This window comes from Pseudomonas sp. BIGb0278 (assembly GCF_024809895.1).
GTDB classification, from domain to species: Bacteria; Pseudomonadota; Gammaproteobacteria; order Pseudomonadales; family Pseudomonadaceae; genus Aquipseudomonas; species Aquipseudomonas shirazensis.
Genome location: NZ_JANUEL010000002.1, coordinates 519,141 through 532,368, shown reverse-complemented (window position 1 = coordinate 532,368; position 13,228 = coordinate 519,141). Strand labels below are relative to the sequence as shown.

Sequence of the window (13,228 nt, the reverse complement as noted above, 5' to 3'; positions counted from 1 at the left end):
GGTTACCTGGCAATCCTGCCACGAACGCGGGCATACGCCAACGCGTGGCTGGGCAAGGTTTGATGCAAAGCAAGGTGCGCACGGATCGTATGACACCTATGTGACAGTTTCGATGCGGGGTGTCTTGCTCCACTATAGTTACACTCAATCGTCCGCGACTTCCTGTAGCCAGCCGGTGCAGCTATGATGGGCCACGATTTTGCTTTCCACCTGGAGATATCCATGAGCAACGACCTGATCAAACATGTCACCGACGCCACCTTCGAGGCTGAAGTCCTGAAGGCAGAAGGCCCGGTGCTGGTCGACTACTGGGCTGAATGGTGCGGCCCATGCAAGATGATCGCTCCAGTCCTGGACGACATCGCCACTACCTACGAGGGTAAACTGACCGTCGCCAAGCTGAATATCGACGACAACCAGGAAACCCCGGCCAAGCACGGCGTGCGTGGCATCCCGACGCTGATGCTGTTCAAGAACGGTAACGTCGAGGCAACCAAGGTCGGCGCGCTGTCGAAATCACAACTGGCTGCGTTCATCGACGCCAACCTGTGATGTGAAAAGGCCCCGGTAAATCCGGGGCTTTTCTTTTTGCGAACCCTAGACGCGCAAAAAAGCAAGTGTTACATTCGGCCTCGCACTGTTTCTTCAAGTGCCCCCTGCACGCCGTCGCCGAAGCATCCCAATTCGAATCAGTACGCGATCCTGTCGCCTTCTTGCGGCGCGGCTTCATTAAGCCAGAAGCTTAATTCTCCCTTCTTACATGATTACGTCCACTCCCCTTATGAACCTGACTGAACTCAAGCAAAAGCCGATTACTGATCTGCTAGAAATGGCCGAACAGATGGGCATTGAAAACATGGCCCGTTCGCGCAAGCAGGACGTGATTTTCGCCCTGTTGAAAAAACACGCTAAGAGCGGCGAAGAGATCTCGGGTGACGGCGTGCTGGAGATTCTCCAGGATGGTTTCGGTTTCCTGCGGTCGGCTGATGCGTCCTACCTGGCCGGCCCTGACGATATCTACGTCTCGCCCAGCCAGATCCGTCGCTTCAACCTGCGTACCGGTGACACCATCGTTGGCAAGATTCGCCCGCCAAAGGAAGGGGAGCGTTACTTCGCGCTGCTCAAGGTCGACACGATCAACTACGACCGTCCAGAAAACGCGAAGAACAAGATCCTCTTCGAGAACCTGACGCCGTTGTTCCCCAACAAGCGCCTGAAGATGGAAGCCGGCAACGGCTCCACCGAGGACTTGACCGGGCGTGTGATCGACCTGTGCGCGCCGATCGGCAAGGGCCAGCGTGGCCTGATCGTCGCTCCGCCAAAAGCGGGCAAGACGATCATGCTGCAGAACATCGCTGCCAACATCACCCGTAACAATCCCGAGTGCCACCTGATCGTTCTGCTGATCGACGAGCGCCCGGAAGAAGTTACCGAGATGCAACGCACCGTGCGCGGCGAAGTGGTTGCTTCGACCTTCGACGAGCCGCCAACCCGCCACGTGCAGGTTGCCGAAATGGTCATCGAAAAGGCCAAGCGCCTGGTTGAGCACAAGAAAGACGTGGTCATCCTGCTCGACTCGATCACCCGTCTGGCTCGTGCCTACAACACCGTCATCCCGAGCTCCGGCAAGGTCCTGACCGGTGGTGTCGATGCCCATGCGCTCGAGAAGCCAAAGCGCTTCTTCGGTGCTGCGCGTAACATCGAAGAAGGCGGCTCGCTGACCATCATCGCCACCGCGCTGGTTGAAACCGGCTCGAAGATGGATGAAGTGATCTACGAAGAGTTCAAAGGTACCGGTAACATGGAACTGCCTCTGGACCGTCGTATCGCCGAGAAACGTGTGTTCCCGGCCATCAACATCAACAAGTCGGGCACGCGTCGTGAAGAGCTGCTGACTGCTGATGACGAGCTGCAGCGCATGTGGATCCTGCGCAAGCTGCTGCACCCGATGGACGAGATCGCCGCTATCGAGTTCTTGATCGACAAGCTCAAGCAGACCAAGACCAACGACGAGTTCTTCCTGTCGATGAAGCGCAAGTAAGCTTCGCGCTTAATACGCTGAAGATTTGGGGCCGCTGCGCGCCCCTTCGCGGGTAAATCCGCTCCCACAGGGATTACATCGAACCTTGTGGGAGCGGGTTTACCCGCGAAGGGCTGCGCAGCGGCCCCAAGTCATTTTGGCATCCTACAAAAGCCTGATCGGCGCTACACTCTGCACCCCGACCGATACGGCCAACACGAGGCTTACGCATGCAGTATCGCGATTTGCGCGACTTTATCCGTGGCCTGGAGCAGCGCGGCGAACTCAAGCGCATCCAGGTTCCGATTTCACCCGTCCTGGAAATGACCGAAGTCTGCGATCGCACCTTGCGTGCCAAGGGCCCGGCGTTGCTGTTCGAAAAGCCTGTCGGTTTCGACATCCCGGTGCTGGGCAACCTGTTCGGCACACCGGAGCGGGTCGCCATGGGCATGGGCGCCGAGTCGGTTGCAGAGCTGCGCGAGATCGGCAAGCTGCTGGCCTTCCTCAAGGAGCCCGAGCCGCCCAAGGGCCTCAAGGATGCCTGGTCGAAGCTGCCGATCTTCAAGAAAGTCGTGTCGATGGCGCCCAAGGTGGTCAAGGACGCGGTGTGCCATGAGGTGGTGATCGAGGGCGACGACGTCGACCTCAGCCAGCTGCCGATTCAGCATTGCTGGCCGGGCGACGTTGCGCCGCTGATTACCTGGGGCCTGACCGTCACCCGCGGGCCGAACAAAGAGCGGCAGAACCTGGGCATCTATCGCCAGCAGGTGATCGGCCGCAACAAAGTCATCATGCGCTGGTTGAGCCATCGAGGCGGCGCGCTGGACTATCGCGAGTGGTGCGAGAAGCACCCGGGCCAGCCATTCCCGGTGGCGGTGGCGCTCGGCGCCGACCCGGCGACCATCCTTGGCGCGGTCACGCCGGTGCCGGATACCTTGTCCGAGTACGCCTTTGCCGGCCTGCTACGCGGTAACCGTACCGAGCTGGTCAAGTGCCGCGGCAGCGACCTGCAGGTGCCGGCCACGGCGGAAATCATCCTTGAAGGGGTTATCCACCCTGGCGAGATGGCCCCGGAAGGCCCGTATGGCGATCACACCGGCTACTACAACGAAGTCGACAGCTTCCCGGTGTTCACCATCGAGCGCATCACCCATCGGCGTAATCCGATCTATCACAGCACCTATACCGGCCGGCCACCGGATGAGCCGGCGATTCTGGGTGTGGCCCTGAACGAAGTGTTCGTGCCGATCCTGCAGAAGCAGTTCCCGGAGATCACCGACTTCTACCTGCCGCCGGAAGGCTGCTCGTACCGTATGGCGGTGGTGACCATCAAGAAGCAGTACCCAGGCCATGCCAAGCGGGTAATGCTCGGTGTGTGGTCGTTCCTGCGACAGTTCATGTACACCAAGTTCGTTATTGTCACCGACGACGATATCAACGCCCGCGACTGGAACGACGTGATCTGGGCCGTCACCACGCGCATGGACCCCAAGCGTGATACGGTGATGATCGACAACACGCCGATCGACTACCTGGATTTTGCCTCACCGGTGTCGGGGCTTGGCTCGAAGATGGGCCTGGACGCCACACACAAGTGGCCGGGCGAGACAACACGCGAATGGGGCCGGGTCATCGTCAAGGACGATGCCGTCACCCGCCGTATCGATGAGCTGTGGGATCAGTTGGGAATAGATTGATGCAGGTAACGTTGCAGCCCTCCGGGGCGGTACTGGCGCTGGAGCCCGGTGAAAGGATTCTTGATGGTGCGCGGCGCCTGGGCTATGACTGCCCGAGCAGCTGTCGCAATGGCAACTGCCATGTCTGCGCGGCACTGCTGGTCGAAGGCCGGGTGCGCCAGGACGGTGAAGTGCGCGATCACGGCGAGCTGTTCACCTGCATTGCCGAGCCGTTGGAAGACTGCGTGCTGCTCTGGGACGGCGTTCTGGCCCTGGGCGAGCTGCCGCTGCGCACGCTGGCCTGCACGGTCAGCGAGTGCATCGAGGTTGGCGGTGATGTCTGGCGCGTGCGCCTGCGTGCCCCGGCCGGCAAGCCACTGCGCTACCACGCCGGCCAATACCTGATGATCGAGCGCGATGGCGCCGACAAGGCTGCCTTCTCGCTGGCCTCGGCACCGCATGCCGGGCGGGATCTGGAGCTGCACGTACTGGCTCGCGAGCCCAGCTCGGTGGCATTGATTGAGCAATTGCAGCGCGACGGCCTGGCGCGTATTCAGATGCCGTTTGGCGACACCCACCTGGCCGAGCTGCCGGATGGGCCGCTGGTGTTGATCGCCGCCGGCACCGGCATGGGCCAGATGCACAGCCTGATCGAGCACTGCCGGGCCAACGGCTTCAAGCACCCGGTGCACCTGTACTGGGGCGTGCGTCGCCCTGAGGACTTCTACGCGCTCGAGCACTGGGACGAGTGGCAGCGCTTGCCCAACCTGTTCCTGCACAAGGTGGTCAGCGACCTGTGTGGTTGGGAAGGGCGCTGCGGCATGCTCCACGAGGCGGTTTGCGAAGATATCGCTGACCTCAATGACGTTCACGTGTACGCCAGCGGCTCGCCCAACATGGTCTATGCCACGCTGGATGCTCTGGTCGAAGCCGGTATGGACGCCCATCGCATGCGCGCAGATGTATTTGCCTACGCCCCGCGTGGTTGATCGCTAATAACCAAAGTTGTTCGACTTGATTATAAGGCGGTAAGTCTTACCGCCCTTGCCAATAACTTTATCTATACTCGCAACAGCACTGCACATTCGCCTGCAGTACCCATGTTGCGGCTGCTCCTGCCTGCGTCAGGGCTTGTAATACGGTGCCTTTCTGCCGTACGGTAAGTCCAGCGCAGCGCCAGTGAGTTACAGTGGCGCTCATTGTAAGTTCTCGGGGAATAATGGCGGCAGCTTATGTCGGCACTTGAAAGTCTATCCTGGAAAGTTTCCTATCCGCCGTCGCTGGACTTTGGTCAGCAACTCACGCGCGAGCAACTGTCAGTTTCTATGCAGTCGACCATGTCGCGTCACCGTGGCGGGCCAGTGTGGTTGTTTGCCTATGGTTCGCTGATCTGGCGGCCGGAGTGCAACTCGGTCGAACGTCAGCGCGCGCGCGTGCACGGTTATCATCGCGGGCTGTACCTGTGGTCGCATGAGCATCGCGGCACACCGGAGTGCCCGGGGCTGGTGTTTGGCCTGGATCGCGGCGGCTCGTGCAGCGGCTTTGCCTACCGGCTGGACGACAGCAATCTGGATGACTCGCTGATGGCCCTGTGGCAACGGGAGATGCCGTACCCGGCCTATCGCCCGCACTGGCTGACCTGCCGGCTCGACAATGGCAGCAAGGTGCAAGCCTTGGGTTTCGTGCTGGAGCGGCACTTGCCGTGTTACGCCGGCGACCTGCCGGATGGGCTGCTGAGCCAGATCCTGGCCAGCGCCAGCGGACGCTTCGGCACCACCCGCGATTATGTCGAGCAGACCTTGAACGCGCTGCGCAGCCACCAGATGCCTGATCGCAATCTGGAAGCGCGTTTTCGCCGCTGCCATAACCTGCGCGAGGTTTGACCCCCGCGCAGGCTTCGTTCAACGGGTCTGTACCACCAGCTTGCCCACCGCCTTGCGCTGCGCCAGTTGCTCTATGGCGCTGCCGGCTTCGGCCAGTGGGTAGGTTTTCGACACCAGTGGTTTGATCTTGCCCTCGGCGTGCCAGGCGAACAGTTGACGGAAGTTGGCGGCGTTGTCCTGTGGCTGACGCTGGGCAAATGCACCCCAGAACACTCCCACTACCGCCGCGCCCTTGAGCAGCGCCAGATTGACCGGGAGTTGTGGGATCACGCCGCTGGCAAAGCCCACCACCAGCAGCCGGCCGTTCCAGGCTAGGCCGCGCACCGCCTGGTCGAACAGCTCGCCGCCGACCGGGTCGTAGATCACGTCGACGCCCTGGCCGCCGGTCAGGCGCTTGATTTCATCCTTGAGCGAGCTTGTGCTGTAGTCAATCAGCTCATCTGCACCGGCAGCCTTGGCTACCGCCAGCTTGTCGGCGCTGCTGGCTGCGGCGATCACCTTGGCACCCATGGCTTTGCCGATCTCCACGGCGGCCAGGCCGACGCCACCGGAAGCGCCCAGCACCAACAGGGTTTCTCCAGGCTGCAGGTTGGCCCGCTGGCGCAGTGCGTGCAGCGAAGTGCCGTAGGTCATGCCCAGCGCGGCGGCGGTGGTGAAGTCCATGCTGTCGGGGATTGGCAGCACGTTGTAGTAGGGCACCGCGACCTGCTCGGCAAACGCGCCCCAGCCGGTCAGCGCCATGACCCGCTGGCCCACCTCGAACGCGCCGGCCTTGGCGCCCACCGCCGCAACCACCCCGGCCGCTTCGCCACCCGGCGAGAACGGCAGCGGTGGCTGGAACTGGTATTTGCCTTCGATGATCAGCGTGTCAGGGAAGTTGACCCCGGCGGCGTGCACGTCGAGCAGGACCTCGTTGATCTTCGGCTGGGGGCTGGCGACGTCTGCAAGCACAAGATCGCGCGCCGGGCCCAGGGTTTTGCACAACACGGCTTTCATCGGGGCTATTCCTTTGCAGGTGATGGCCGATAAGTGTAGGAGGACTGCTTGCCCGGTCAACGAGCATGCTCGGCCCTGATGGTCCGGCATAAGCCCGGGCTTGGGTTTGCGCGACGTGCTGGGTAAGCTGGCGCCAACTGTATGTGAGGAGCGAATTCGTGAAAGCGTGGATCTTGATGGTTATGGCGCTGATGCTGCCAATGGCGGCTATGGCCGAGGAAGCCGCAGAAGGCGCGCCGAAGGTTGCCTATATCAGCCTGAGCCCGCCCTTTGTCGGCAACTACGCCCTGGATGGCAACAGCAAGCTGCGCGTGTACAAGGCTGACGTGGCCCTGCGCGTGACCGGCGATGCCGCTGCGGCGGCGGTCAAGCACCACGAGCCGCTGATTCGTAATCAGCTGGTGGCGCTGTTCACCCAGCAGACCGTGGACAGCATGAGTAACGTCGAGGCCAAGGAGCGCCTGCGTCAGGAAGCGTTGAAGCAGGTACAGCAGGTGATGGAGAACGAGGAAGGCAAGCCGATCGTCGAGGACCTGCTGTTCAATAACCTGATCGTGCAGTAAAGCCAACCGGGGCCGCTTTGCGGCCCTTCGCGGGTGAACCCGCTCCCACAGGGTTCAGCGGCGTTTGTCGAAATTCGGTTTCAAAACCGCTGTGATCCCTGTGGGAGCGGGTTTACCCGCGAAGGGCTGCAAAGCAGCCCCCTCTGCTTTCCACTACTTGGCCAAGGTCAGGATCGCAGCCCACTGCTTCAAGGTCACCGGCATCACCGACAGGCGCGTGCCTTTTTGCACCAGCGGCATCTCCTCCAGAGCTGCCTGCTGCTTGAGCAAGCCCAGCCCGAGCAAAGGCTTGAAGGTGCGCACATGGGCGACATCGACGGCGCTCCAGGGGTTTTTGTCGGCACTGGCCTTGGCATCGTGGTAGTGACTCTGCGGGTCAAGTGCCGTAGGGTCGGGGTACGCCGCTGCAACAATTTTGGCGATACCGGCAATGCCCGGCTGCGGGCAGCTTGAGTGATAGAAGAAAAACTCGTCGCCAACCGCCATGGCCCTGAGGAAATTGCGCGCCTGGTAGTTGCGCACCCCGTCCCAGCGCGCTTCGCCGAGGCGTTTGAGGTCATCGATGGACAATTCGTCCGGCTCGGATTTCATCAGCCAATAGGCCATGGACGCTGCTCCTAACAAAGTCTGAAATAACTAGTTGCATGAAACCGACAGCCGGTTGACGTCAACGTTTGCGTGTCGGCTCCGGTTGGCGGAAAATGCGCCGATTTTAAGCACTATGCTCAGTCAGCACTGAAAAAGCTGGCAAGCCCGAATCAGTTGCCAGGGGGCAATCAATGAACAAACGCAAACCGGACCTGCTGTGGATCCTGGCCTTTATCTTCGGTCTTGGGGTCGTTACCACCGGTTATGCGCAGAGTTTGCTGGAGCGAAAGATGGACGTCGCCTACCAGACCCCCGTCGAGCAAGCGCCACAGCAGCGCTGAAGTCATTGCGCGCTCAATTGCGCGCCAGGTACCAGTGGCGGTCCGAGACCGTGCCTTGCAGCGGTACATCCCAACTGGCCTGCGCCAGACGCTCGACCTTCTGGCATTCATGCGCCAGGCCCAGCAGCAGCGGTTTCTTCCAGGTCTTGCGCCGGCTTTGATAGGCCAGGCTGCGGTCATAGAACCCGCCCCCCATGCCCAAGCGGCCACCCACTTCGTCAAACCCGACCAACGGCAGCAGGATCAAATCCAGCGCCCAGATTGGCCGTTGCCGCTTGCGCTCGATTACCGGCTCCGGGATGCGAAAGCGATTGCGCTTGAGCACCTCACCCTGGTCGTAACGTTGAAACACCATGCGTGTGGCCGGCCAGGCGTGCAGCACCGGCAGGTAGATCCGCTTGCCGCGCCGATGGCCCTCGCGCAGCAGCAGGCGCGGGTCGATCTCGCCGTCATTGGGCAGGTACAGGGCAATGTGGCGGGCGCGGCGGAATAACGGATGCTGGGCCAGCTGACGGTACAGGCCGCGAGACGCCTGACGCTGTTGTGCAGGCGTAAGGGCGCGGCGTGCGTTACGCAGCTGGCGACGAAGTTGCGGGCGGGTGAGGGGCGCGGTGTCGGTCATGGCACAGAGGTCCCGGAGGTGTCGGCCGCCGTGGCGGCCAGACCAGTTGCCCGCCAGAGCAGGCGAGCAATGCAGAATTCAGGCTCCCCGATAAGACCGCTATCGGCGTAGCCCTTGAACCCGAAAGTTCAAGGTGGAGATTGCAGGGGGCGTTAAGGCTTTCCGTCGGGCGGACATGCACACCGGCCCCAGCGTGCAACCCCCGTGGTTGTGCGTATCGGCTCAGGGACATAACCGACTGGCGCATCTCCCAGGGAGTGACGCCAGTATACCGATCTCAGCCGTTTTTGGTACCCGTGTCGTCGGCCAATGCGCTGTCGACGCGCTCGAGCAGGTCACGCACCTGCTCGCGGGTAGTACCGCCGCTGGCCACTTCAGGGGTTTCCTGGCGGTGGAGCATTTCGTGGGTAATGTTCAAGGCCGCCATCACCGCAATGCGATCGGCGCCGATGACTTTGCCGCTGCTGCGGATCTCGCGCATCTTGCCATCCAGATAGCGCGCGGCGCTGACCAGGTTGCTGCGCTCTTCGGGCGGGCAGATGATCGAGTAGTCTTTGTCGAGGATCTGTACGGTGACGCTATTGCTTGAACTCATGAGTCTTGCTCCAGGGCCTTGAGCCGCAAGATCATGGATTCGACCTTACGCCTTGCGATCTCATTTTTTTCAATGAGGTGGGCGCGCTCTTCGCGCCAGGAAGTTTCCTGCGCTAATAGGAGTGCATTTTGCCGTTTAAGTTGCTCGACGCGCTCGATCAGCAGCTCGAAACGGCTCATCAGCGCTTGCAGGTCGTTGTCTTGCATGGGGGGCACTCGTTTCGCTCCATCGTTTACGGCCTGGCCATGATGCCGGTGCCGGGCCTTGGGCGGCCAGTGCCGATGGTCTTGGCGCGCCTGCCGGTGCTAGGATACAAGGTCTTCATTCTAGACATTGCGCCGTCTGGCGCCTAGCAGCCCATGCCTAATACTCAATCGCCGTACACCGCTTTCGCCGCACTGCTCTCGAGCAATGGTCACCCTGTCTCCCCCGCCGAGCTGCACGGCCTGTTGATTGGCCGCAGCTGCGCCGGCGCAGGCTTCGATGCCGAGGCCTGGTTGGCCGACGCCGCCAACGCCCTCGAGGTCGAACCGAACGACTCTGTGCGCAACGCCCTGATCGGCCTGCAGGAGATGGTCAAGGCCGAACTCACCGGCGATGACGTCGCTCTGGTGCTGTTGCTGCCGGGTGATGAACAACCGCTGACCGAACGTGCCGCCGCCCTTGGCGAATGGTGCCAGGGCTTCATCGCCGGCTTCGGCTTGAACGCCGGTGGCAAGGACCTGTCCACCGAAGCCAAGGAAGTGCTGCAGGACCTGGTGGCGATTTCGCAGGTGCAAGACGCCCTGGAAGAATCCGAGGACGGCGAGAGCGACTACATGGAGGTCACCGAGTACCTGCGCGTCGCGCCGCTGCTGCTGTTCACCGAGCTGGCCGCGCCAGTTGCGCCTGCCCCCAAGCCATCGCTGCACTGATCAATCGGGGTCGTCTGCCCATGAGCCACATACCCAAGGCCGAGTATGCCCGTCGGCGCAAGGCGCTGATGGCGCAGATGGTCCCCAACAGCATCGCCATCCTGCCCGCCGCTGCGGTTGCCATTCGCAACCGTGATGTCGAGCACGTGTACCGTCAGGACAGTGACTTCCAGTACCTCAGCGGCTTTCCCGAGCCTGAGGCGGTCATTGTTCTGATCCCCGGTCGCGAGCATGGCGAATACGTGCTGTTCTGCCGTGAACGCAACCCGGAGCGCGAGTTGTGGGACGGCTTGCGTGCCGGTCAGGAAGGTGCCCTGCGCGAGTATGGCGCGGACGATGCATTTCCGATTACCGACATCGACGAGATCCTGCCGGGCCTGATCGAAGGCCGCGAGCGGGTGTACACGGCGATGGGCAGCAACCCTGAGTTCGACCGGCGCTTGATGGACTGGATCAACCTGATTCGCTCCAAGGCCCGCCTCGGTGCGCAGCCGCCCAACGAGTTCGTTGCGCTGGATCATCTGCTGCACGACATGCGCCTGTATAAATCGGCAGCAGAAGTGAAGGTCATGCGCGCCGCTGCGGCGATTTCTGCACGGGCCCATGTGCGGGCGATGCAGGCCTGCCGGGCGGGGCTTTACGAATACAGCCTGGAGGCCGAGCTCGATTACGAGTTTCGCAAGGGCGGGGCGAAGATGCCGGCCTATGGCTCGATCGTCGCTGCTGGGCGTAATGGCTGCATCCTGCACTATCAGCAGAACGACGCCGTGCTCAAGGACGGCGACCTGGTGCTGATCGATGCCGGCTGTGAAATCGACTGCTATGCCAGCGACATCACCCGCACGTTCCCGGTCAGCGGGCGTTTTTCTGCTGAGCAGAAAGCCATCTACGAGCTGGTGCTCGAAGCCCAGGCTGCGGCCTTTGCCGAGATCGCCCCAGGCAAGCACTGGAACCACGCCCATGAGGCGACGGTGCGGGTGATTACCGCAGGCCTGGTGCGGCTGGGCTTGCTCAAGGGCGAAGTGCAGGCGCTGATCGACAGCGAGGCCTACCGCGCGTTCTACATGCACCGCGCCGGGCACTGGCTGGGGATGGATGTGCACGATGTCGGCGAGTACAAGGTCGGCGGCCAGTGGCGGGTGCTCGAAGTGGGCATGGCGCTGACCGTCGAACCCGGCATTTACATCGGCGCCGACAATCAGGCCGTGGCCAAGAAGTGGCGCGGTATCGGCATCAGGATCGAGGACGACGTGGTGGTTACCAGGCAGGGCTGTGAAATTCTTACCTCCGGCGTGCCGCGGACGGTTGCCGAGATCGAGGCGCTGATGGCCGCTGCCCGCGAGCAGGCGGCATGAGCCGGGTCAACCTGGCAATCATCGGCGGCGGCCTGGTCGGCGCCAGCCTGGCGCTGGCGCTGCAGGCTGGGGCCAAGGCGCGTGGCTGGAAAATCCTGCTGATCGAGCCGTTCGCCCCTGGCGATGCGTTTCAGCCAAGCTACGATGCGCGCTCGTCGGCGTTGTCGTTCGGCACCCGGCAGATCTACCAGCAGTTGGGCCTGTGGCCGGCCATCAGCCAGCGCGCCGAGCCGATTCTGCAGATTCACGTGTCCGACCGCGGTCGCTTTGGCGCCACCCGCCTGAACGCCAGCGAAGAAGGCGTGCCGGCGCTGGGCTATGTGGTGGAAAACGCCTGGCTCGGCCAGTGCCTGTGGCAGGGTCTGGACCCGGAAGTGGTGAGCTGGCGATGCCCGGCCGAGGTCAAGGCGATGCAGCCGATCGAAGGCGGTTACCGCTTGCAGCTGGATGACGACACCAGCCTTGAGTGTGACCTGGCTGTGCTGGCTGACGGTGGTCGCTCGGGCTTGCGCGAGCAGTTGGGCATCCATGTGCAGCGCCGGCCTTATCAGCAGAGTGCCTTGATCGCCAATATCACCCCCGGTGAGGCCCACGGCGGTCAGGCCTTCGAGCGCTTTACCGAACAGGGGCCTATGGCTTTGCTGCCATTGCCGGACAACCGCTGCGCGCTGGTCTGGACCCGCCAGGGGATGGACGCCAAGCGCCTGGCCGAGATCGATGAGCGCAACTTCCTCGCCGAGCTGCAGCAGGTCTTTGGCTTCCGCCTCGGCGCACTGCGCCAGGTTGGCGCGCGGCATCTGTACCCGCTGGCGCTGGTGGCTGCCAGCGAGCAGGTGCGCCCGCATCTGGTGGTCCTCGGCAATGCCGCGCACAGCCTGCACCCGATTGCCGGGCAGGGCTTCAACCTGTCGCTACGCGATGTGCAGGCGCTGGCTGAAGGCTTGCTGGCCGGCCCGCAGCACCCCGGCGACCTGGCGACCCTGCAGACCTATCAGCAGCGGCAGCAACTCGACCAGAGCCTGACCATCGGCTTCTCCGATCAGGTCACGCGGATGTTCGGCAGCAGCCAGCCGTTGCTGGCCACCGGACGCAACCTGGGTTTGCTTGGCCTTGATCTGTTGCCACCGGCCAAGCGCTGGTTCGCCCGCCAGGCGATGGGCCTGGGCACCCGCAGCGATCTGCGGGGCCGCCTGTGAGCGATTCGCGTCGGCTGGCGCGCAAGGCCCGCATGCTGCGCTGGTTGCTGAATATCTACCCGCCGTACCTGGGTGCTGGTATTCGGGTGCAGCAGATCAGCCCCGACATGAGCCACATCAAAGTGTGCATGAAGCTCACCCGCTGGAACCGCAACTACGTCGGCACCCAGTTCGGCGGCAGCCTGTATTCGATGGTCGACCCGTTCTACATGCTGTTGCTGATCGAGCGTCTGGGCAGCGAGTACATTGTCTGGGACAAAGCCGCCAGCATCGATTTCATCTCGCCGGGCAAAGGCCCGGTGTATGCCGAGTTCAACGTCGATGACGCGCTGCTGGCCGAGATTCGCCAGCAGACCGCCAGCGGCAAGAAGTACCTGCCGCGGCTGCAGGTCGACATCCGCGACGGTGCCGGTGAACTGGTGGCGCGGGTCGATAAAACTCTTTATGTACGGCTCAAGCCGCAAGTGAGGCAGGCGTAA

16 protein-coding genes and 1 other RNA gene are annotated in these 13,228 nt (G+C 62.4%); 11 read left to right on the top strand and 6 right to left on the bottom strand.

Features of this window, described 5'->3' with window-relative positions; all coding sequences use genetic code 11:
- Window positions 1-222: 222 nt before the first annotated feature.
- The 5 genes from trxA to M2396_RS11110 all read left to right on the top strand — a co-directional run bounded on the left by trxA (window position 223) and on the right by M2396_RS11110 (window position 5,579).
- Window positions 223-552, top strand: coding sequence for a thioredoxin TrxA (gene trxA / locus M2396_RS11130; protein ID WP_101315253.1), 330 nt, complete (start codon window positions 223-225; stop codon window positions 550-552).
- Window positions 553-781: 229 nt separating this feature from the next.
- A complete protein-coding gene (gene rho / locus M2396_RS11125) occupies window positions 782-2,041 on the top strand; it encodes a transcription termination factor Rho (protein ID WP_101315255.1) in 1,260 nt (419 codons plus the stop codon).
- Window positions 2,042-2,250: 209 nt separating this feature from the next.
- Entirely contained in the window at window positions 2,251-3,717 is a 1,467-nt protein-coding gene (ubiD, locus tag M2396_RS11120; RefSeq protein ID WP_101315257.1) for a 4-hydroxy-3-polyprenylbenzoate decarboxylase, read from the top strand.
- The gene (locus M2396_RS11115) at window positions 3,717-4,685 is read left to right on the top strand and encodes a CDP-6-deoxy-delta-3,4-glucoseen reductase (RefSeq protein WP_101315259.1); all 969 of its coding nucleotides are present in this window, start codon (window positions 3,717-3,719) and stop codon (window positions 4,683-4,685) included. Before ubiD ends, M2396_RS11115 begins: the two co-directional genes overlap by 1 nt.
- Before the next feature lie 243 nt (window positions 4,686-4,928).
- Entirely contained in the window at window positions 4,929-5,579 is a 651-nt protein-coding gene (locus tag M2396_RS11110; RefSeq protein WP_101315261.1) for a gamma-glutamylcyclotransferase, read from the top strand.
- A gap of 18 nt (window positions 5,580-5,597) precedes the next feature.
- Here the strand turns inward: M2396_RS11110 and M2396_RS11105 are convergent, their stop codons facing one another.
- Complete coding sequence (locus tag M2396_RS11105) at window positions 5,598-6,575, bottom strand: NADPH:quinone oxidoreductase family protein (protein WP_101315263.1); 978 nt, start codon at window positions 6,573-6,575, stop codon at window positions 5,598-5,600.
- A 158-nt stretch (window positions 6,576-6,733) separates the two neighbouring features.
- Between M2396_RS11105 and M2396_RS11100 the strand changes: the two genes are divergently transcribed.
- Entirely contained in the window at window positions 6,734-7,138 is a 405-nt protein-coding gene (locus M2396_RS11100; protein ID WP_101315265.1) for a flagellar basal body-associated protein FliL, read from the top strand.
- A gap of 153 nt (window positions 7,139-7,291) precedes the next feature.
- Here M2396_RS11100 and M2396_RS11095 read toward each other — a convergent pair whose 3' ends face one another.
- The gene (locus M2396_RS11095; RefSeq protein WP_101315267.1) at window positions 7,292-7,744 is read right to left on the bottom strand and encodes an EVE domain-containing protein; all 453 of its coding nucleotides are present in this window, start codon (window positions 7,742-7,744) and stop codon (window positions 7,292-7,294) included.
- Between the two features lie 173 nt (window positions 7,745-7,917).
- Here M2396_RS11095 and M2396_RS11090 point away from each other — a divergent pair, with 173 nt between their 5' ends.
- Window positions 7,918-8,067 (top strand): hypothetical protein, encoded by a 150-nt coding sequence (locus M2396_RS11090; RefSeq protein ID WP_178080737.1) that lies wholly within the window; start codon window positions 7,918-7,920, stop codon window positions 8,065-8,067.
- A gap of 13 nt (window positions 8,068-8,080) precedes the next feature.
- On the opposite strand, the gene M2396_RS11085 is transcribed toward M2396_RS11090, so the two are convergent.
- From M2396_RS11085 to M2396_RS11070, 4 genes are all read right to left on the bottom strand, one after another.
- Window positions 8,081-8,689 carry a 5-formyltetrahydrofolate cyclo-ligase gene (locus tag M2396_RS11085; RefSeq protein ID WP_101315269.1) on the bottom strand — a complete coding sequence of 203 codons (609 nt, stop codon included), beginning with the start codon at window positions 8,687-8,689 and terminating at the stop codon, window positions 8,081-8,083.
- Window positions 8,690-8,769: 80 nt separating this feature from the next.
- Window positions 8,770-8,949: non-coding RNA, 6S RNA (gene ssrS / locus M2396_RS11080), on the bottom strand.
- A 17-nt stretch (window positions 8,950-8,966) separates the two neighbouring features.
- Window positions 8,967-9,284: a cell division protein ZapA gene (locus M2396_RS11075; RefSeq protein WP_101315271.1), complete on the bottom strand. Its 318-nt coding sequence runs from the start codon at window positions 9,282-9,284 to the stop codon at window positions 8,967-8,969.
- Complete coding sequence (locus M2396_RS11070) at window positions 9,281-9,490, bottom strand: TIGR02449 family protein (RefSeq protein WP_101315273.1); 210 nt, start codon at window positions 9,488-9,490, stop codon at window positions 9,281-9,283. Before M2396_RS11070 ends, M2396_RS11075 begins: the two co-directional genes overlap by 4 nt.
- A gap of 153 nt (window positions 9,491-9,643) precedes the next feature.
- On the opposite strand from M2396_RS11070, the gene M2396_RS11065 reads away from it, so the two are divergent.
- From M2396_RS11065 to M2396_RS11050, 4 genes are read left to right on the top strand one after another with little or no spacing between them, the layout of a single operon-like run.
- Entirely contained in the window at window positions 9,644-10,198 is a 555-nt protein-coding gene (locus tag M2396_RS11065; protein ID WP_101315275.1) for a YecA family protein, read from the top strand.
- A 20-nt stretch (window positions 10,199-10,218) separates the two neighbouring features.
- Window positions 10,219-11,553, top strand: a complete 1,335-nt coding sequence (gene pepP, locus M2396_RS11060) for a Xaa-Pro aminopeptidase (RefSeq protein WP_150570424.1) — start codon at window positions 10,219-10,221, stop codon at window positions 11,551-11,553.
- The gene (ubiH, locus tag M2396_RS11055; protein WP_259074740.1) at window positions 11,550-12,749 is read left to right on the top strand and encodes a 2-octaprenyl-6-methoxyphenyl hydroxylase; all 1,200 of its coding nucleotides are present in this window, start codon (window positions 11,550-11,552) and stop codon (window positions 12,747-12,749) included. Before pepP ends, ubiH begins: the two co-directional genes overlap by 4 nt.
- Window positions 12,746-13,228 carry a DUF4442 domain-containing protein gene (locus M2396_RS11050; protein ID WP_259074738.1) on the top strand — a complete coding sequence of 161 codons (483 nt, stop codon included), beginning with the start codon at window positions 12,746-12,748 and terminating at the stop codon, window positions 13,226-13,228. The genes ubiH and M2396_RS11050 overlap by 4 nt, the downstream gene beginning before the upstream one ends.